This is a genomic window from Pseudomonas sp. 13159349, assembly GCF_013305685.1.
In the GTDB taxonomy this organism is placed as follows: domain Bacteria; phylum Pseudomonadota; class Gammaproteobacteria; order Pseudomonadales; family Pseudomonadaceae; genus Aquipseudomonas; species Aquipseudomonas asiatica.
Genome location: NZ_CP045553.1, coordinates 1,281,188 through 1,299,107 on the forward strand (window position 1 = coordinate 1,281,188; position 17,920 = coordinate 1,299,107).

The window sequence follows — 17,920 nt, forward strand, 5'->3', positions numbered from 1 at the left end:
TTGTGGGTGATTCAGATGGTCAGGGCCAGTTCCACTACCCAGAAGCCGGGTTCCAGCAGCGGGCGGGGCAGGTCGCTGGCATACAGCGCCCGTTGGTAGCCCAGGCGCAGGTGGCTGCCGGGCAGGCTCAGTTCGGCCCCGGCAGTGGCCCCGGCGAGGCGTTGTGAAGGCTTGCCTTCGGCAGTGCGGGTCCAGCCCAGGTCCAGGCCGATGTAGGGGCGTACCTGCAGGGGAGCCGTCCAGCGCTCCGGCAGCGGCTGACTGACGGTGTTGCGCCAGACGGCGCTGCTGGCACCTGAGTAGGTACGCAGGCGAAACCCGCGCACGGCCGAATCGTCGCTGGCCAGCAACTGCTCGACGGCGGGTAGCGGGTCACTGCTGTACTGCAGAGCCAGTTCGCTCTGCCAGCGCCATGGGTGGCTGGCCGGGCCTTGGCGCAGGTGCAGCAGGTTGGCTCGGTACTTGCGAAAATCCGGGCGCAGGCGTTCCGCTCCCAGCGGTGAGCGGTCGGCGCCGAAGGCATCGATGCCCTGGGCGACACCGAGGTAGCCATTCCACAGGCCGCCCTGGAGCCACAGCAGGTTGATACCCGCTTCCAAGGAGACCAGGGTGGGGCTCTGCTGGACGATCACCGCGCCCGCGCTGCGGTTGACCATCTGCTTGCGGTCCAGCCGGGCGCTGGCGCTGAGCATGCCTTGTTGGTTGCGCCACAGCACCCGCTCGACGCTCAGGCCCTGGTAGCTGCTGCTGCCGTCGGCTACCTGGCGGCTGTGGGGGAGCGGCGCCTCGTAGCGCAGCTCGCTGGCGCTGAGCGCGAAGGTCCAGGCGCCGTAGGGGATGCTGTAGTACAGCGAGATGCCTTGGCTTTGCCCGGGCGCATCGAGCACCGTGCCGTTCAGTGACAGGCGCAGGTCATCATTGAGGCCCAGTGGGCTGTCCAGGCCGAAGCCGAGGTTCAGGCGATGACGCCCGGTCAGGTCGCTGCCGCGGTTGTCGAAGCGGCTGTCCAGGTGCCCGCGCGAGGCCACCTTGCGCGGCTGCACGACAACCCGGGTGCCGCCCTGCAGTTCGCCGGGCAGCAACTCTGCGGACAGGTCATAAGCGCGCAGCCGGTTGAGCTGGTCGAGGCCTTGCTCCAGGGCTGGCAGGAACAGTGGCTGCCCGAGCAGGCCGGGAAAGGCGCCGGGGAGGGACAGGGGCAACTCGGGGCCGGCCATTTCGATGGACTCGACGAACCCCTCGACGATGACCAGGTTCAGCGGTGCGCCGTCTTGTGGAGGTTGCTGCAGGTAGGGCCGGCTGGTCGGGTATCCGGCTTGCACATAGCGCTGGGTGATGGCTTTCAGCAGCCCGTTGATTTCCGCGATACCCATGCACGGGGTAATGAACCTGCGGAGGGTTGGCGTTAGCGCCGAGTCGGAAAGCTCGCGGTTGCCGGCCACGCGTACGCCGGTGATGGCCCAGCAGTGTTGGTCGTGGGGGAGGGGGGCGGTGGCGTCGTGGCTTTCGGCAGGGGCGGGCTGGCGCTGCCAGCGTTCCAGCCGCTGTTGCTGTTCCAGCTGTCGCAGCCCGCGCTGCTGATCGCGCAGTTGCTGGCTGGCCGGGTCGTCGGCCAACGCCTGTGGTGCGGCCAGCAAACCTGACAGGCAGCAGGTGAGCGCCCAGCAGGTGGCGCGATGAATGTGGAACGGCATTGAAGCACCCCGCAAATGATGTACGGATTTCGTACTCGTCTGCGTGGATGCTAAAAATTAAGGGGTTCGCCTGGATGCAGTACCCGGCCTAAGCGCTTGTAGGGCGCGTTCTTGCCTGATGGTGGGAAGCTTCCTACAGCATCAGTTGAAAGGCCCGCTATCAGGGCCGAATTTCGATCAACGTGCCATCCCGCACCAGGTCCCACACTTCCTGCATGTCGCGGTTACGCATGGCAATACACCCATCTGTCCAGTCCAGGGTATGGAAGTACCACTCCGGATACTCGTCGTTGATCGGCGTGCCATGGATCATGATCATGCTGCCGGCACTCACCCCTTCACGAGTGGCACGGGCCGCATCGTTGATGTTCGGGTAGTTGATGTGTATGGCCAGGTTGAAACGGTCGCTTTGCTTGCGCCAGTCCAGCCAGTAAAGGCCCTCGGGGGTTTTCTTGTCGCCTTCGCGCTCCTTGGCGCCTTTTGGCTGCTTGCCCAGCGAGATGCGGTAGGTTTTCAGCGGTTCGCCACGGCTGATCAGTTGCAGACGGCGCTCGGACTTGATCACCAGCACCTTGTCGATCAGCGGTTGCATGGCCTGCTGCGAAGGCGACGGGGTTTGCACTGCCGGCTGGGGCTTGCGGATGATGGTCTCGGTGAAGGCCGCCTGGGACACCGAGGTAACGCAAAGGCAGAAAAGGGCAAGCAACCAGCGCATGTAACGGTATCCCTGAAGGCTTCTAGGTGGTGGGCGAGACGTTCATCGGCGGCAGGTATTCATGGCCTATGGGGTAGTGCTGCCTGATGCGATCGCGATAGTAGCATTCTAGTGTGCGAGTGACGGTGCGGAAAGCCAGCTCGCCCCACGGAATCTCATGTTCCTCGAACAGCCGCACCTCCAGGCTTTCGACACCGACAGCGAAATCAAGGTCCGCAAGCTCGGCGCGGAAGAACACGTGCACCTGGTTGATGTGTGGCAGGTCGAACAGCTGGTACAGGCTCATGCTGCCGACCCGGGCGCAGGCCTCCTCGACGGTTTCGCGACGGGCGGCCTGGTCCAGGGTTTCGCCGTTTTCCATGAAACCGGCGGGCAGGGTCCAGAAGCCGCGGCGTGGCTCGATGGCGCGCCGGCACAGCAGCACCTGGCTGCCCCAGGTCGGCAACACGCCGGCGATGATGTTGGGGTTCTGGTAGTGGATGGTCTGGCAAACCTCGCAGACATACCGCAGGCGGCTGTCGCCCTCGGGGATCCGCTGAGTGACCGGCTGGCCGCACGCGCTGCAGAATTTCATGTGTAGTTCCTTTTGCTCCGGGCTATCTTGGCGCGCCGGCCGTGCCGTCGCAAGCGCACGGGGCTTGGGTGCTTCGCGCCTTTGGTGCATCATGCAAGGCAGGCCTTGGATATGAGCGTGCGCAATGCTGGACGAGCTACTTCGCCGAATGAGCAACCACCAACCCGCATCACTGGAAACCGACCGGCGGTTCCCCGAAGCGGCGGTCCTCTTGCCCATTACCCGCAGCGAAGCGCCCGAGCTGGTCCTGACCCTGCGCGCCAAGGGCCTGTCCACCCACGGCGGCGAAGTGGCTTTTCCCGGTGGCCGCCGCGACCCGGAAGACCCGGACCTGGTGTTCACCGCGCTACGTGAAGCCGAAGAAGAAATTGGCCTGCCACCAGGCCTGGTGGAAGTGATCGGCCCGCTCAGCCCGCTGATTTCGCTGCACGGCCTGAAAGTGACGCCATTCGTCGGGCTCATCCCCGATTTTGTCGAATACCGTGCCAATGATGCCGAGATCGCGGCAGTATTCACCGTGCCGCTGGAATTCTTCCGCCAGGACCCGCGCGACCATACCCATCGTATCGATTACCAGGGGCGCAGCTGGTATGTGCCCAGCTATCGCTATGGCGAATACAAGATCTGGGGGTTGTCGGCGATCATGATCGTCGAACTGGTCAACCTGCTGTTCGATGCCGGCATCAGCCTGCACCAGCCCCCGGAGCGTTACATCGAAAACTGAGCGGGGCCAACCCCGTCGTCTGCGTTGCAGCCTGAGGAGCAAGCATGAAATACCGCCTGGGCAACCTGCGGGTCGAGAGCCACCCCACCAGTTGGGCCGCACCCAACGCCACGCTGATTGGCAAGGTGCGCCTGCAGGCCGATGCCAGCGTGTGGTTTGGCGCGGTGCTGCGCGGGGACAACGAGCTGATCGACATTGGCGAAGGCAGCAACGTGCAGGATGGCACGGTGATGCACACTGACATGGGCTCGCCGCTGACCCTGGGCAAGGGCGTGACCGTTGGCCACAACGCCATGCTGCATGGTTGCACGGTGGGCGACTACAGCCTGGTCGGTATCAACGCGGTCATCCTCAATGGCGCGCGTATCGGCAAGCATTGCATCATTGGCGCCAATGCGCTGATTGCAGAAGGCAAGGAGATCCCCGACGGTTCGCTGGTGATGGGTTCGCCGGGCAAGGTGGTGCGCGAGCTGACCGAACAGCAGAAACGCATGCTTGAAGCCAGTGCCGCGCATTACGTGCACAATGCCCAGCGTTATGCACGGGAGTTGGTGGTTGATGATGAGTGATGTAGTGGAGCGGCCGGTGGCCTCGCCGTGCGTGAGCATCTGTGCACTGGACGAGCAGGATATCTGCACCGGTTGCCAGCGAAGCGTGGCGGAAATCAGCCGCTGGGGGCGGATGGACAACGACGAGCGCCGGGCTGTGCTCAAGCGTTGCCATGAAAGGGCCGTGGAGGCTGGCCTCATCCTGTAGGCTGACGCGCCCCCCTGTAGGAGCAGCCTTGTGCTGCGAAGAGGCCAGCAAGGCAAAAGGTGTTCGTTTGTAGTTATGGCCTCTTCGCTCGCCCGCCCCTGTGGGAGCGGGTTTACCCGCGAACCAGCCAGCGGTAATCTGTGCCGCTTGCCCACAGACTACCCGCCATGTTCTATCTGATTGCCTACATCAGCAGCGTAGTGCTGATCAACTACGCCTTCTCCAGTGCGCCGCACCTGGACATCATCTGGTCCGCCTGGGGCGGCCTGGTGTTCATCCTGCGCGACATGGTGCAAACCCGCTTCGGCCATGGCGCCCTGGTCGCCATGCTGGCGGCGCTGGTGCTGTCCTACGTCACCTCGGAACCGGCCATCGCCCTGGCCAGCGCCACCGCCTTCTTCATTTCCGAACTGATCGACTGGCTGGTGTTCAGCATCACCCGCCGACCGCTGCGCGACCGCCTGTGGCTGAGCTCGGCGCTGAGCATCCCGGTCGACACCTTCATCTTCTTCGGCATGATCGGTGCCCTGACCCCAGCCGTGATCGGCACCGCCATGGCCTCGAAATTCGCCGGTGTCACCGCCGTGTGGCTGGCCATGGCATTTCGCGCCCGGCGGGCCGCCGTGGCGGGTTGATGGTGTAGAATAGCGGTCCTTTTTCAGCGGGCGGCGCCAAGCCTGGTGCGGCCCCGGACGCCTTCGAGGACCTGAAATGACCCGTATCGGAACCCCCTTGTCGCCCACTGCGACCCGTGTACTGCTCTGCGGCTGTGGCGAGCTGGGCAAGGAAGTGGTGATCGAGCTGCAGCGCCTGGGCGTCGAAGTGATCGCCGTCGACCGCTACGCCAATGCCCCGGCGATGCAGGTGGCGCACCGCAGCCACGTGGTCAACATGCTCGATGGCGTGGCCCTGCGCGCGGTGATCGAGGCCGAGAAGCCGCACTACATCGTCCCTGAAATCGAGGCCATCGCCACCGCCACCTTGGTCGAGCTGGAAAACGAAGGTTTCAACGTGGTGCCGACCGCCCGCGCCACCCAGCTCACCATGAACCGTGAAGGCATCCGCCGCCTGGCCGCCGAAGAGCTGGACCTGCCGACCTCGCCGTACCACTTCGCCGACACCTATGAAGACTACGCCAAGGCCGTGGCCGATGTCGGCTACCCGTGCGTGGTCAAGCCGGTGATGAGCTCGTCGGGCAAGGGCCAGAGCCTGCTGCGCAGCGATGCCGACCTGCAGAAGTCGTGGGCCTACGCCCAGGAAGGCGGCCGCGCCGGCAAAGGCCGGGTCATCGTCGAGGGCTTCATCGACTTCGAATACGAAATCACCCTGCTGACCGTGCGCCACGTTGGCGGCACCACCTTCCTCGAGCCAGTCGGCCACCGCCAGGAGAAGGGTGACTACCAGGAATCGTGGCAGCCGCAGGCCATGAGCCCGAAGGCGCTGGCCGAGTCGCAGCGGGTGGCCAAGGCGGTCACCGATGCCCTGGGCGGTCGTGGCCTGTTTGGCGTGGAACTGTTCGTGAAGGGCGACCAGGTGTGGTTCAGCGAAGTCTCGCCGCGCCCGCATGACACCGGCCTGGTGACCCTGATTTCCCAGGACCTGTCGCAGTTTGCCCTGCATGCCCGCGCCATTCTTGGCCTGCCAATTCCGGTTGTGCGCCAGTTCGGCCCTTCGGCTTCGGCGGTGATCTTGCCCGAGGGGCAGTCGCAGCAGACCAGCTTTGCCAACCTGGGTGCGGCGCTGAGCGAGCCGGATACCGCCATTCGCCTGTTCGGCAAGCCGGAAATCAACGGTACCCGCCGCATGGGCGTGTGTCTGGCGCGTGACGAATCGGTCGAAGCGGCGCGTGCCAAGGCGACCCGTGCTTCGCAGGCGGTCAAGGTCGAGTTCTGATCCGATTGGGGCTGCGTTGCAGCCCTTCGCGGGCACGCCCGCTCCCACAGGTTTCGGCGCTACCCCTGTGGGAGCGGGCGTGCCCGCGAAGGGCCGCAACGCGGCCCCATTTACTTACAGCTGCGTATTGCGGGTCTCTTTCAGGCACAGCACGGCAATCAAGCTGATCACCGCCGCCACCGAAACATAACCCCCCACCCAGCTCAACCCACCCATGCTCACCAGCTTCTGGGCAAAGAACGGTGCCGCCGAGGCGCCGACGATGCCGCCCAGGTTATAGGCCGCCGAAGCGCCGGTATAACGCACGTGGGTCGGGAACAGTTCAGGCAGCAGTGCCCCCATCGGCGCAAAGGTCACGCCCATCAGGAACAGTTCGATGGCCAGGAACAGCGCCACGCCTGCGGTCGACCCCGAAGTCAGCAGCGGCTCCATGGTAAAGCCCGAGGCCACCGCCAGCAGGCCGCCGACGATCAGCACTGGTTTGCGCCCGTAGCGGTCGCTGAGCCAGGCCGACAGTGGTGTGGCCAGGGCCATGAACACCACCGCGAAGCACAGCAGGCCAAGGAACGTCTCGCGGCTGTAGCCCAGCGTGGTCACGCCATAACTCAGCGAGAACACCGTGGAGATGTAGAACAGCGCGTAGCACACCACCATCGCCGCTGCGCCCAGCAGGGTCGGCAGCCAGTATCTGGAAAACAGGTCGACCACCGGCATTTTCACCCGCTCGTGGCGGGCGACGGCCTTGGCGAACACCGGGCTTTCTTCCAGCTTCAGGCGCACATACAGGCCCACCAGTACCAGCGCGGCGCTGAGCAGGAACGGAATGCGCCAGCCCCACTCGCGGAACTGCTCGTCGCTGAGCACCAGGGCCAGGGTCAGGAACAGGCCGTTGGCGGCCAAAAAGCCGATCGACGGGCCCAGCTGCGGGAACATGCCGAACCAGGCGCGCTTGCCTTCGGGCGCGTTCTCGGTGGCCAGCAAGGCCGCGCCACCCCATTCGCCACCCAGGCCCAGGCCTTGGCCAAAGCGCAGCAGGCAGAGGATGATCGGCGCCCAGACACCAATGCTGTCGTAGCCCGGCAGCACGCCGATGGCCGTGGTGGACACGCCCATCAGCAGCAGCGAGGCGACCAGGGTCGACTTGCGGCCGATACGGTCGCCAAAGTGGCCGAACAGTGCCGAACCCAGCGGGCGCGCCAGGAAGGCGATACCGAAGGTGAGGAAGGCCGCCAGCATCTGCGCGGTGCCTGACCCGGACGGGAAGAACACCGGGCCGATCACCAGGGCGGCGGCAGTGGCGTAGACGTAGAAATCGTAGAACTCGATGGCGGTGCCGATGAAGCTGGCGGTGGCTACCCGCGCGGGCGAGTTGACCGGCGCGGCAGGCGCTTCGGCATAGGTGCTGCTGGTTGTCATTGAATAGGTCCCTGACAGTCTGGTCCGGCTCCATTGGGATAAGCCCCGCGGTGTGCAATGCAAAAGGGCAGGCACGGTGGCGCGGGCGCCGGAGCGTTTTGTTGTTGTGTGCGCCCGACTGACGATAGCCCAAGGGGGATAGGGGCGGGGGCGGGCACTGTTCGGGGTGTTGAAGCAGGACCGCGGGGCGTGTCAGTGGAGCGGACTGGCCGTGGAGCGCCGGGTGCGGGTAGCAGGCGGGACGGCGGGGCTGGGTAAGCGTGACCCGAGTATAGCTATCGGGTCACGGTCCACACCAGTACCTTGCTGGCACAATTGTCCTCTGTTTCGAGGATTTCCAGGCGATAGCGGCCGATCTTCAGGCAAACGGCGCTTTCCGGGATGCTTTCCAGCGCTTCGGTGACCAGCCCGTTGAGGGTTTTCGGCCCGCCGTCGCAGGGCAGGTGCCAGCCCAGGCTGCGGTTGATCTCGCGCAGCGAAGCAGTGCCGTCGATGACGAAAGTGCCATCGGGCTGCGGGTGCACGTGGGGGTTGTCCAGGCTGTGTTCATCCTCGAACTCGCCAACGATCTCTTCGAGGATGTCTTCCAGGGTGACGATGCCCAGCACTTCGCCGTACTCGTCCACCACCACGCCCAGGCGGCGCTGCTGCTTGTGGAAGTTCAGCAGCTGCATTTGCAGGGGCGTGCTCTCGGGCACGAAATAGGGCTCGTAGCAGGCGCCGAGCAGCATCTCCAGGGTCAGCTCGGCCTTGGGCAGCAGGTGGCTGATCAGCTTGGTATTGAGGATAGCTTCAACCTGGTTGATGTCGCTGTGGTACACCGGCAGGCGGGTGTGGCGGCTGACGATCAGTTGCTCGATGATGCGTTCGATCGGCTCGTCGAGGCTGATGCCGTCCACTTCGTTGCGCGGTACCAGGATGTCGTTGACGGTCATCTTGTCCAGTGACTGCAGGCCGTCGAGCAGGCCGTGGCGCGGTGCTTCGTGTTCCTCATCCTCGTCGAATTCGTCGGCTTCCTGCGGGTGCAGGGCCACGGCCGTGGGTTGCACGCGGAACGGACGCAGGATCAGCTTGGCAATGCCATCCAGCAGGCAGGCTAGCGGTTGCAGCAGGGCGAGGGGGACTTTCAGCAGGCTGGTGCCGAGGCTGACGAACGCTTGCGGGTTGCGCCGGGCCAGGCGCCGCGGCAGGTATTCGGCAAACACCAGCAGGACGAGGGTGGCGGCCAACCCGGCCAGCCAGAAGCCGTGCTCGCCGCTATGGCGCTGGCCAACCAGGCAGGCCAGGCCCAGCACCAGCAGCTTGCCCAGGCTGGCGCACAGCACCAAGGCCTGGGTCGGCAGCACGGGCTGGCCCTCCTCGCCGGTGCGCAGCGCGCCATTGAGTTGCAGGCGGGCGGCATCCACCGCGGTGAATAGCGCCGACCACAACAGCGCCAGTGCCAGGGTGCCGAATAGCGGTGCGTACGGCAGGGTATCCATGGGCGGCCGTCAGATATGCAGGATGAATTCGCGAACCAGCTTGCTGCCGAAATAGGCCAGCATCAGCAGGCAGAAACCGGCCAGCGTCCAGCGGATGGCCTTGTGGCCACGCCAGCCCAGGCGGGTACGGCCCCACAGCAGCACGCTGAACACCACCCAGGCGATACAGGCCAGCAGGGTCTTGTGTACCAGATGCTGGGCGAACAGGTTGTCGAGGAACAGCCAGCCGGAGATCAGCGACAGCGACAGCAGGCACCAGCCAGCCCAGAGGAAGCCGAACAGCAGGCTTTCCATGGTTTGCAGCGGCGGGAAGTTGCGGATCAGCCCGGATGGGTGCTTGTTCTTCAGTTGGCGGTCTTGCAGCAGCAACAGCAGGGCCTGGAACACCGCAATGGTGAACAGCCCATAGGCCAGGATCGACAGCAGGATATGCGCGAGGATGCCCGGCTCTTCGTTGACCAGCGGCACCGTGCCGGGGGGCGCGAACTGGGCCAGCAGCGCGGTCACCGCGCCCAGCGGGAACAGCAGCACCAGCAGGTTTTCCACGGGTATGCGCAAGCAGGCCAGCAGGGTCAGGGCGATGACGGCCACGGCGATCAGGCTGGCGGCACTGAAGAAGTCCAGGCTCAGGCCCAGCGGGGTGATCAGCTGGAAGAACAGCGCACCGGCCTGGGCGAGTACCGCGAAGGTACCCAGCAGGGCAAGCAGGCGCTTGTCGGCCTTGCGGTTCTGGGCAAGGTAAGAGCCCTGGTAGATGGCCGCTGCTATATATAGGCCGGCGGCGATCAGGTTGGGGATGAGGCTGGGTGAGGAGAACATAAGTCCTGGTTGGCGAGCCTTAAAGAGACGGAGTTTGGCATAGATCGCGCTGGTCTAGGAAGACTGGCAGACTGCGGTGCGGCATTCGCGGGCGCGCCCGCTCCCACAGGGATCGCGCCGCTCTTCAGGATGGTGATGTTCCTGTGGGAGCAGGTTCACCCGCGAAGAGGCCGGCACAGCCACCGAATATCTACCCGGCCGCCAGCAAGGTGTGCGCCGCCGCCGCACTTCGCTATAATCGCCGCCTTGCTGTGCCCGGCGGGTATGCATTCCCCCCTGGGCGCCTGACAAACCTCGGCTTTTACTGGGCCTGAAAGGATCACCATGTTCGAAAACCTGACCGACCGCCTGTCACAGACGCTGCGCCATGTCACCGGCAAGGCCAAGCTGACCGAAGACAACATCAAGGACACGCTGCGCGAAGTGCGCATGGCCCTGCTCGAGGCCGACGTTGCCCTGCCGGTGGTCAAGGATTTCGTCAACAGCGTCAAGGACCGTGCAGTCGGCACCGAAGTGTCGCGCAGCCTGACCCCAGGCCAGGCGTTCGTGAAGATCGTCCAGGCCGAGCTGGAAAGCCTGATGGGCGCGGCCAACGAAGACCTCGCACTGAACGCCGCTCCGCCAGCCGTGGTGTTGATGGCCGGCTTGCAGGGTGCCGGTAAGACCACCACCGCCGGCAAGCTGGCGCGCTTCCTCAAGGAGCGCAAGAAGAAGAGCGTGATGGTGGTGTCCGCCGACGTCTACCGCCCGGCGGCGATCAAGCAGCTGGAAACCCTGGCCAACGACATCGGCGTAACCTTCTTCCCGTCCGACATCAGCCAGAAGCCGGTGGCCATCGCTGAAGCGGCCATCCGCGAAGCCAAGCTGAAGTTCATCGACGTGGTCATCGTCGACACCGCCGGCCGTCTGCACATCGACGCCGACATGATGGACGAGATCAAGGCGCTGCATGCCGCGGTCAAGCCGATCGAGACCCTGTTCGTGGTCGACGCCATGACCGGCCAGGACGCCGCCAATACCGCCAAGGCCTTTGGCGAGGCGCTGCCGCTGACCGGCGTGGTGCTGACCAAGGTTGACGGTGACGCCCGTGGCGGTGCCGCGCTGTCGGTGCGTGCCATCACCGGCAAGCCGATCAAGTTCATCGGTATGGGCGAGAAGACCGAAGCCCTCGAACCGTTCCACCCCGACCGCGTCGCCTCGCGCATCCTCGGCATGGGTGACGTGCTCAGCCTGATCGAGCAGGCCGAGCAGAACATCGACAAGGCCAAGGCCGACAAGCTGGCCAAGAAGCTGAAGAAGGGCAAGGGCTTCGACCTCGAAGACTTCCGCGACCAGTTGCAACAGATGAAGAACATGGGCGGCCTCGGTGGCCTGATGGACAAGCTGCCGAGCATCGGCGGGGTCAACCTGTCGCAGATGGGCAACGCCCAGGGCGCCGCCGAGAAGCAGTTCAAGCAGATGGAAGCGATCATCAACTCCATGACCCCGGCCGAGCGCCGTGATCCGGAGCTGATCAGCGGCTCGCGCAAGCGCCGTATCGCCATTGGTTCCGGCACCCAGGTGCAGGACGTCGGCCGCCTGATCAAGCAGCACAAGCAAATGCAGAAGATGATGAAGAAATTCTCCGCCAAGGGCGGCATGGCCAAAATGATGCGCGGCCTGGGCGGGATGCTGCCGGGCGGCGGCATGCCGAAGCTGTAACCCCTATTCCGGGTGCCTGCCGTTTGTCCGGCAGGCGTCCAGAACCCCCGCCGTGGCGGGGCAATGGCCGCGGATTTCGCGGCTCAACCGGCAGATCTGGACGGCAGGGCAGGGCCTTGCCGAAAAAGTCATTTGCAAATGTCCGTGTATTCCCCGAGAATATGCGGCCTTTTGGGCACCCGTGTGCCTATTTGGCATTCAGATTTGCAGTACCAGCTGCTGTATCAACTGCAGCACCGACTATAGGAACGATGTTCACATGGTAACCATTCGTCTGGCCCGTGGCGGCTCGAAAAAGCGCCCATTCTACCACCTGACCGTGACCAACTCGCGTAACGCCCGTGACGGCCGTTTCGTTGAGCGCGTAGGTTTCTTCAACCCGATCGCTGCTGGCGCCGAAGTCAAGCTGTCGGTCAACCAAGAGCGCGTCAACTACTGGCTGAGCCAGGGTGCACAGCCGTCTGAGCGCGTTGCTCAGCTGCTGAAGGACGCTGCCAAGGCTGCTGCCTGAGTAGTATGAACGCGACGCCAGAAAAGGCTGACGACCTCATCGTCGTTGGCAAGATTTTTTCGGTTCACGGCGTTCGCGGCGAGGTGAAGGTGTATTCCTTTACCGATCCGATTGAAAACCTGTTGGATTATCCGCGCTGGACGCTTCGGCACGAAGGCAAGGTAAAGCAGGTCGAGCTGGTCAACGGTCGTGGCTCCCAGAAGGGCCTGGTCGTGAAGCTGAAAGGCCTCGATGATCGCGATGAAGCCCGTCTTCTGAGCGGTTACGAAATCTGCATTCCGCGGAGCCTTCTGCCCAACCTGGCTGCTGACGAGTACTACTGGTACCAGTTGGTCGGCCTGAAGGTCATCAACCAGGACGAACAACTGTTCGGCAAGGTCGATCACCTGTTGGAGACCGGTGCGAACGATGTAATGGTGGTCAAGCCCTGCGCAGGCAGCCTGGATGATCGCGAGCGTCTGTTGCCCTATACGGCGCAATGCGTGCTCGACGTCGACCTGGAAGCAGGCGTGATGCGGGTTGAATGGGACGCGGACTTCTAAACGATGGGTAACCTTCGCGTAGACGTCATCACGTTGTTCCCCGAGATGTTCTCGGCCATCACGGAGTACGGCATTACCAGCCGCGCGGTGAAACAGGGGTTGCTTCAGGTGACTTGCTGGAACCCGCGGGACTACACCACAGATCGTCACCACACGGTGGATGATCGGCCGTTTGGCGGTGGTCCGGGCATGGTGATGAAAATCAAGCCTCTGGAAGATGCCCTGGTTAGCGCCAGGCAAGCGACCGGAGCAGCGGCGAAGGTGATCTACCTTTCGCCACAAGGCCGCAAGCTGACTCAGCAGGCGGTCAAAGGCCTGGCCGAACAGGAATCGTTGATCCTGATCGCCGGTCGTTATGAAGGCATCGACGAGCGCTTTATCGAGGCTCATGTCGATGAGGAGTGGTCGATTGGCGACTATGTGCTTTCCGGTGGCGAGCTGCCGGCCATGGTACTGATCGATGCGGTTACACGGCTGCTGCCCGGAGCTTTAGGGCATGTGGACTCGGCGGAAGAAGATTCCTTCACCGACGGTCTGCTCGATTGCCCGCACTACACCCGACCTGAGGTGTATGCGGATCAGCGTGTTCCCGACGTGTTGCTAAGTGGCAACCATGCACACATCCGGCGTTGGAGAATGAAGCAGTCCCTTGGTAGGACCTTCGAACGACGCGCCGATCTTCTGGAAAGTCGCTCGCTTTCTGGAGAAGAGAAGAAGCTGCTCGAGGAATATCTCCGCGAGCGGGACGATAGTTAAACGTATCGATGGTGGATCACGTATCCATCTTAGGAGCACAGCATGACCAACAAGATCATCCAGCAGCTCGAAGCCGAGCAGATGAGCAAGGAAATCCCGACCTTCGCACCAGGCGACACCGTTGTCGTTCAGGTTAAAGTGAAGGAAGGTGAGCGTTCCCGTCTGCAGGCGTTCGAAGGCGTCGTTATCGCCAAGCGTAACCGCGGTCTGAACAGCGCCTTCACCGTGCGCAAGATCTCCAGCGGCGTTGGCGTAGAGCGTACCTTCCAGACCTACAGCCCGCAAATCGACAGCCTGGCCGTGAAACGTCGTGGTGACGTGCGTAAAGCCAAGCTGTACTACCTGCGCGACCTGTCCGGCAAAGCCGCTCGCATCAAGGAAAAACTGTCCTGAGTGCAGTTTGCCCGGTGGCCGAGGCCGCCTAGCGAGAAAAAAGCAGCCTTCGGGCTGCTTTTTTGCGTTTTGACCCCCGAAGATGTGATTGCCATGACTACCCGAGAGCAGGAAATCCTGCGCCGCACCGAGCTGTCGGTGACCCGCGTGACCAAGGCGGTGTTCCCCAACACCACCAACCACCACAACACCCTGTTCGGCGGCACCGCCCTGGCCTGGATGGACGAAGTGTCGTTCATTGCTGCCACGCGCTTCTGCCGCCTGCCACTGGTGACCGTGTCCACTGACCGCATCGACTTCAAGCACCCGATCCCGGCGGGCTCGATCGTCGAGCTGGTGGGGACGGTCATCAAGGTGGGTAATACCAGCTTGCAGGTGCAGGTGGATGTGTTCGTCGAGAACATGTACCTGGATGGGCGCGAGCGAGCGATTCATGGGGTGTTCAGCTTCGTCGCCATCGACGAGGACAAGCGGCCGGTGCCGGTCTTGCCCCAGGCCTGAGCCCATCCTGGGCCTGACGCGGCCCCTGTAGGATCACCTTGTGTCGCGATGGGCTGCACAGCAGCCCCAAGATGGTACAGCCCTTGGAATCCTGGGGCTGCTGTGCAGCCCATCGCGACACAAGGCCGCTCCTACAAGGCCCGCGTCAGCTGCCCAAGCCCCTGATTGGGCACGACAACTTGTCAGCTGCTGTGAAACACTAGCCCCACCTCCAACACCCAGCAGCCCCGAATGCCCGCCCTAGACCACCCCCTGATCGACCAGTTCCTCGACGCCCTGTGGCTTGAAAAGGGCCTGTCCGACAACACCCGCATGTCCTACCGCAGCGATCTGGCCCTGTTCAACGGTTGGCTGCAGGAACACGGCGTCAGCTTGCCCGATGCCGGCCGCGACCTGATTCTCGACCACCTGGCCTGGCGCCTCGACCAAGGCTACAAGCCGCGCTCCACGGCACGCTTCCTGTCCGGCCTGCGCGGTTTCTTCCGCTACCTGCTGCGGGAAAAACTGGTGGCCATCGACCCGACCCTGCAAGTCGACATGCCGCAACTGGGCAAGCCGCTGCCCAAGTCGTTGTCCGAAGCCGACGTCGAAGCCTTGCTGCAGGCCCCGGACCTGAGCGAAGCCATTGGCCAGCGTGACCGCGCCATGCTCGAAGTCCTCTACGCCTGCGGCCTGCGGGTCACCGAACTGGTCAGCCTGGCCCTCGATCAGGTCAACCTGCGCCAGGGCGTGCTGCGGGTGATGGGCAAGGGCAGCAAGGAGCGCCTGGTGCCCATGGGCGAAGAGGCGGTGCTTTGGTTGCAGCGCTACCTGCGCGATGGCCGCGCCGAACTGCTCAATGGCCGCCCCAGCGATGTCTTGTTCCCCAGCCAGCGTGGCGATCAGATGACCCGCCAGACCTTCTGGCATCGCATCAAGCACCATGCCCGGGTCGCCGGTATCGACAAACCGCTGTCGCCGCATACCCTGCGCCATGCCTTCGCTACTCATCTGCTCAACCATGGTGCCGACCTGCGCGTGGTGCAGATGCTGCTGGGCCACAGTGATCTGTCGACCACGCAGATCTACACCCATGTCGCCAAGGCTCGCCTGCAGCAATTGCACGCTCAGCACCACCCGCGTGGATGAATGTTTTTCATGTTCCGCCGACCGGTCCTTGCAAGGCCCTTCACTGGCGGTGTGATGTGGTAGGCTTGAGCGGTTTGCACCAAGGGCCGCACGGTCACCGCGTATTTTCCGCAGGTGGCGCCCTCCGGCCCCTGTCCGCCTTCAGGAGTTCCCATGCGCGTGACCCAGTTTTTCGCCGCCGCCGCGTTGGCGCTGGCCAGTACCTTTGCCGTTGCCGCGGCAACCGACAGCAATACCGCTGCCGAGCAGGCCATCCGTAAGTCGTTGCAGAACCTCGAGCTGGAAGTGCCCGTCGAAAGCGTGGCCAGCAGCCCGGTCAGCGGCCTCTATGAAGTCAAGCTGCAGGGCGGCCGCGTGCTGTATGCCAGCGGCGACGGCCAATTCGTGATGCAGGGCTACCTGTTCCAGATCCAGGACGGTAAGCCGGTCAACCTCACCGAGAAGACCGAGCGCCTGGGCATTGCCAAGCTCATCAACGGCATTCCAGCCGCCGAGATGGTGGTTTATCCTGCCAAAGGCGAGACCAAGTCGCACATCACCGTGTTCACCGACACCACCTGCCCGTACTGCCACAAGCTGCACGCCGAGGTGCCCGAGCTCAACCGCCGCGGTATCGAAGTGCGCTATGTCGCCTTCCCGCGTCAGGGCCTCGGTTCGTCGGGTGACCAGCAGTTGCAGGCCGTCTGGTGTTCCAGCGACCGCCGTGCGGCGATGGACAAGATGGTCGAGGGTGAGGAAATCAAGGCCGCCAAGTGCGCCAACCCGGTCAGCAAGCAGTTCCAGCTGGGCCAGTCGATCGGCGTCAACGGCACGCCGGCGATCGTCCTTGAAAGCGGCCAGGTCATTCCGGGCTACCAGCCGGCACCGCAGGTCGCCAAGCTGGCATTGGCCAAGTAATCCAATTCAGTACGCCGTCGTCATGGGGTGACGGCATGTTTCACGGTCGGCATAGGTGCCGGCCGTTCAATGGGGAGTTCACAGTGAAACCGGTCAAAGTAGGCATCTGTGGGTTGGGGACCGTCGGTGGCGGAACCTTCAATGTACTTCAGCGCAACGCCGAGGAGATCGCCCGCCGTGCCGGGCGCGGTATTGAAGTGGCACAGATTGCCATGCGCTCGCAGAACCCGAACTGCCAGATTACCGGTACCCCCATTACCGCTGATGTGTTCGAAGTTGCGAGCAACCCGGAGATCGACATTGTCATCGAGCTGATCGGTGGCTACACCGTGGCCCGCGAACTGGTGCTCAAGGCCATCGAAAACGGCAAGCACGTGGTCACCGCCAACAAGGCGCTGATTGCCGTGCACGGCAACGAAATCTTCGCCAAGGCCCGCGAGAAGGGCGTGATCGTCGCCTTCGAAGCGGCCGTGGCCGGTGGCATCCCGGTGATCAAGGCCATCCGCGAAGGCCTGTCGGCCAACCACATCAACTGGCTGGCCGGCATCATTAACGGCACCGGCAACTTCATCCTCACCGAAATGCGTGAGAAGGGCCGCGCCTTCCCGGACGTGCTGGCCGAAGCCCAGGCGCTGGGTTACGCCGAAGCCGACCCGACCTTCGACGTTGAAGGCATCGATGCCGCGCACAAGCTGACCATCCTGGCCTCGATCGCTTTCGGCATCCCGCTGCAATTCGACAAGGCCTACACCGAAGGCATCACCCAGCTGACCACTGCTGACGTGAACTATGCCGAGGCCCTGGGCTACCGCATCAAGCACCTGGGTGTGGCCCGCCGCACTGCCGAAGGTATCGAGCTGCGCGTACACCCGACGCTGATCCCGGCCGACCGCCTGATCGCCAACGTCAACGGCGTGATGAACGCCGTCATGGTCAACGGCGACGCTGCCGGCTCCACCCTGTACTACGGCGCCGGTGCCGGCATGGAGCCTACCGCTTCGTCGGTGGTCGGTGATCTGGTGGATGTGGTCCGTGCCATGACCTCCGACCCGGAAAACCGCGTACCGCACCTGGCCTTCCAGCCGGATTCGCTGTCGGCCCACCCGATCCTGCCGATCGAAGCCTGCGAAAGTGCCTACTACCTGCGCATCCAGGCCAAGGATCACCCTGGCGTACTGGCCCAGGTGGCCAGCATCCTCTCGGAGCGTGGCATCAACATCGAGTCGATCATGCAGAAGGAAGCCGAGGAACAGGACGGCCTGGTGCCGATGATCCTGCTGACCCATCGCGTGGTCGAGCAGCGCATCAACGACGCCATCGTCGCCCTGGAAGCCCTGCAGGACGTCATCGGCAAGGTCGTGCGCATTCGCGTCGAGCAGCTCAACTAACAATAGTGCCGTGGGGCCGCCAGCGCGGCCC

20 protein-coding genes are annotated in these 17,920 nt (G+C 63.8%); 14 read left to right on the top strand and 6 right to left on the bottom strand.

All coding sequences use genetic code 11. From position 1 onward, the window contains the following. Positions 1 to 11 precede the first annotated feature (11 nt). From GEV38_RS05945 to GEV38_RS05955, 3 genes are all read right to left on the bottom strand, one after another. Entirely contained in the window at positions 12 to 1,694 is a 1,683-nt protein-coding gene (locus tag GEV38_RS05945; RefSeq protein ID WP_054573202.1) for a ShlB/FhaC/HecB family hemolysin secretion/activation protein, read from the bottom strand. A gap of 160 nt (positions 1,695 to 1,854) precedes the next feature. Then, on the bottom strand, positions 1,855 to 2,409 hold the full coding sequence (locus GEV38_RS05950) for a murein L,D-transpeptidase family protein (RefSeq protein WP_013971179.1): 555 nt from the start codon (positions 2,407 to 2,409) through the stop codon (positions 1,855 to 1,857). A gap of 22 nt (positions 2,410 to 2,431) precedes the next feature. Continuing rightward, positions 2,432 to 2,983, bottom strand: coding sequence for an NUDIX hydrolase (locus tag GEV38_RS05955; protein ID WP_054573203.1), 552 nt, complete (start codon positions 2,981 to 2,983; stop codon positions 2,432 to 2,434). A gap of 124 nt (positions 2,984 to 3,107) precedes the next feature. On the opposite strand from GEV38_RS05955, the gene GEV38_RS05960 reads away from it, so the two are divergent. The 5 genes from GEV38_RS05960 (at position 3,108) to purT (ending at position 6,356) form a co-directional block, all read left to right on the top strand. Next, positions 3,108 to 3,707: a CoA pyrophosphatase gene (locus tag GEV38_RS05960; RefSeq protein ID WP_003252125.1), complete on the top strand. Its 600-nt coding sequence runs from the start codon at positions 3,108 to 3,110 to the stop codon at positions 3,705 to 3,707. 44 nt (positions 3,708 to 3,751) lie between these two features. Further along, entirely contained in the window at positions 3,752 to 4,276 is a 525-nt protein-coding gene (locus GEV38_RS05965; RefSeq protein WP_054573204.1) for a gamma carbonic anhydrase family protein, read from the top strand. Beyond that, on the top strand, positions 4,266 to 4,463 hold the full coding sequence (locus GEV38_RS05970) for a DUF1289 domain-containing protein (protein ID WP_043935378.1): 198 nt from the start codon (positions 4,266 to 4,268) through the stop codon (positions 4,461 to 4,463). The genes GEV38_RS05965 and GEV38_RS05970 overlap by 11 nt, the downstream gene beginning before the upstream one ends. Positions 4,464 to 4,630: 167 nt before the next feature. Then, positions 4,631 to 5,098, top strand: a complete 468-nt coding sequence (locus GEV38_RS05975; protein WP_003252131.1) for a VUT family protein — start codon at positions 4,631 to 4,633, stop codon at positions 5,096 to 5,098. Positions 5,099 to 5,174: 76 nt separating this feature from the next. After that, a complete protein-coding gene (gene purT / locus GEV38_RS05980; RefSeq protein ID WP_013971185.1) occupies positions 5,175 to 6,356 on the top strand; it encodes a formate-dependent phosphoribosylglycinamide formyltransferase in 1,182 nt (393 codons plus the stop codon). Between the two features lie 114 nt (positions 6,357 to 6,470). Here purT and GEV38_RS05985 read toward each other — a convergent pair whose 3' ends face one another. The 3 genes from GEV38_RS05985 to GEV38_RS05995 form a co-directional block, all read right to left on the bottom strand. After that, positions 6,471 to 7,772 (bottom strand): MFS transporter, encoded by a 1,302-nt coding sequence (locus tag GEV38_RS05985; protein ID WP_054573205.1) that lies wholly within the window; start codon positions 7,770 to 7,772, stop codon positions 6,471 to 6,473. A gap of 275 nt (positions 7,773 to 8,047) precedes the next feature. After that, positions 8,048 to 9,253, bottom strand: coding sequence for a transporter associated domain-containing protein (locus GEV38_RS05990; protein WP_054573206.1), 1,206 nt, complete (start codon positions 9,251 to 9,253; stop codon positions 8,048 to 8,050). A gap of 9 nt (positions 9,254 to 9,262) precedes the next feature. Continuing rightward, positions 9,263 to 10,072 (bottom strand): inner membrane protein YpjD, encoded by an 810-nt coding sequence (locus tag GEV38_RS05995; RefSeq protein ID WP_015269139.1) that lies wholly within the window; start codon positions 10,070 to 10,072, stop codon positions 9,263 to 9,265. A 324-nt stretch (positions 10,073 to 10,396) separates the two neighbouring features. Here GEV38_RS05995 and ffh point away from each other — a divergent pair, with 324 nt between their 5' ends. The 9 genes from ffh (at position 10,397) to GEV38_RS06040 (ending at position 17,889) form a co-directional block, all read left to right on the top strand. Then, positions 10,397 to 11,773 carry a signal recognition particle protein gene (ffh, locus tag GEV38_RS06000; protein WP_013971189.1) on the top strand — a complete coding sequence of 459 codons (1,377 nt, stop codon included), beginning with the start codon at positions 10,397 to 10,399 and terminating at the stop codon, positions 11,771 to 11,773. Positions 11,774 to 12,032: 259 nt separating this feature from the next. Next, entirely contained in the window at positions 12,033 to 12,284 is a 252-nt protein-coding gene (rpsP, locus tag GEV38_RS06005; RefSeq protein WP_003259424.1) for a 30S ribosomal protein S16, read from the top strand. A gap of 5 nt (positions 12,285 to 12,289) precedes the next feature. Then, entirely contained in the window at positions 12,290 to 12,826 is a 537-nt protein-coding gene (rimM, locus tag GEV38_RS06010) for a ribosome maturation factor RimM (RefSeq protein WP_013971190.1), read from the top strand. Between the two features lie 3 nt (positions 12,827 to 12,829). After that, on the top strand, positions 12,830 to 13,582 hold the full coding sequence (trmD, locus tag GEV38_RS06015) for a tRNA (guanosine(37)-N1)-methyltransferase TrmD (RefSeq protein WP_003252146.1): 753 nt from the start codon (positions 12,830 to 12,832) through the stop codon (positions 13,580 to 13,582). A 42-nt stretch (positions 13,583 to 13,624) separates the two neighbouring features. Beyond that, positions 13,625 to 13,975 (top strand): 50S ribosomal protein L19, encoded by a 351-nt coding sequence (rplS, locus tag GEV38_RS06020; protein WP_003252148.1) that lies wholly within the window; start codon positions 13,625 to 13,627, stop codon positions 13,973 to 13,975. Between the two features lie 93 nt (positions 13,976 to 14,068). Continuing rightward, positions 14,069 to 14,476, top strand: a complete 408-nt coding sequence (locus GEV38_RS06025) for an acyl-CoA thioesterase (protein ID WP_054573223.1) — start codon at positions 14,069 to 14,071, stop codon at positions 14,474 to 14,476. 231 nt (positions 14,477 to 14,707) lie between these two features. After that, positions 14,708 to 15,604: a site-specific tyrosine recombinase XerD gene (gene xerD, locus GEV38_RS06030; RefSeq protein WP_054573207.1), complete on the top strand. Its 897-nt coding sequence runs from the start codon at positions 14,708 to 14,710 to the stop codon at positions 15,602 to 15,604. A gap of 153 nt (positions 15,605 to 15,757) precedes the next feature. Further along, positions 15,758 to 16,501, top strand: a complete 744-nt coding sequence (locus tag GEV38_RS06035; RefSeq protein ID WP_054573208.1) for a DsbC family protein — start codon at positions 15,758 to 15,760, stop codon at positions 16,499 to 16,501. An 83-nt stretch (positions 16,502 to 16,584) separates the two neighbouring features. Then, positions 16,585 to 17,889, top strand: coding sequence for a homoserine dehydrogenase (locus tag GEV38_RS06040; RefSeq protein ID WP_003259434.1), 1,305 nt, complete (start codon positions 16,585 to 16,587; stop codon positions 17,887 to 17,889). The last annotated feature ends 31 nt before the right edge of the window (positions 17,890 to 17,920 follow it).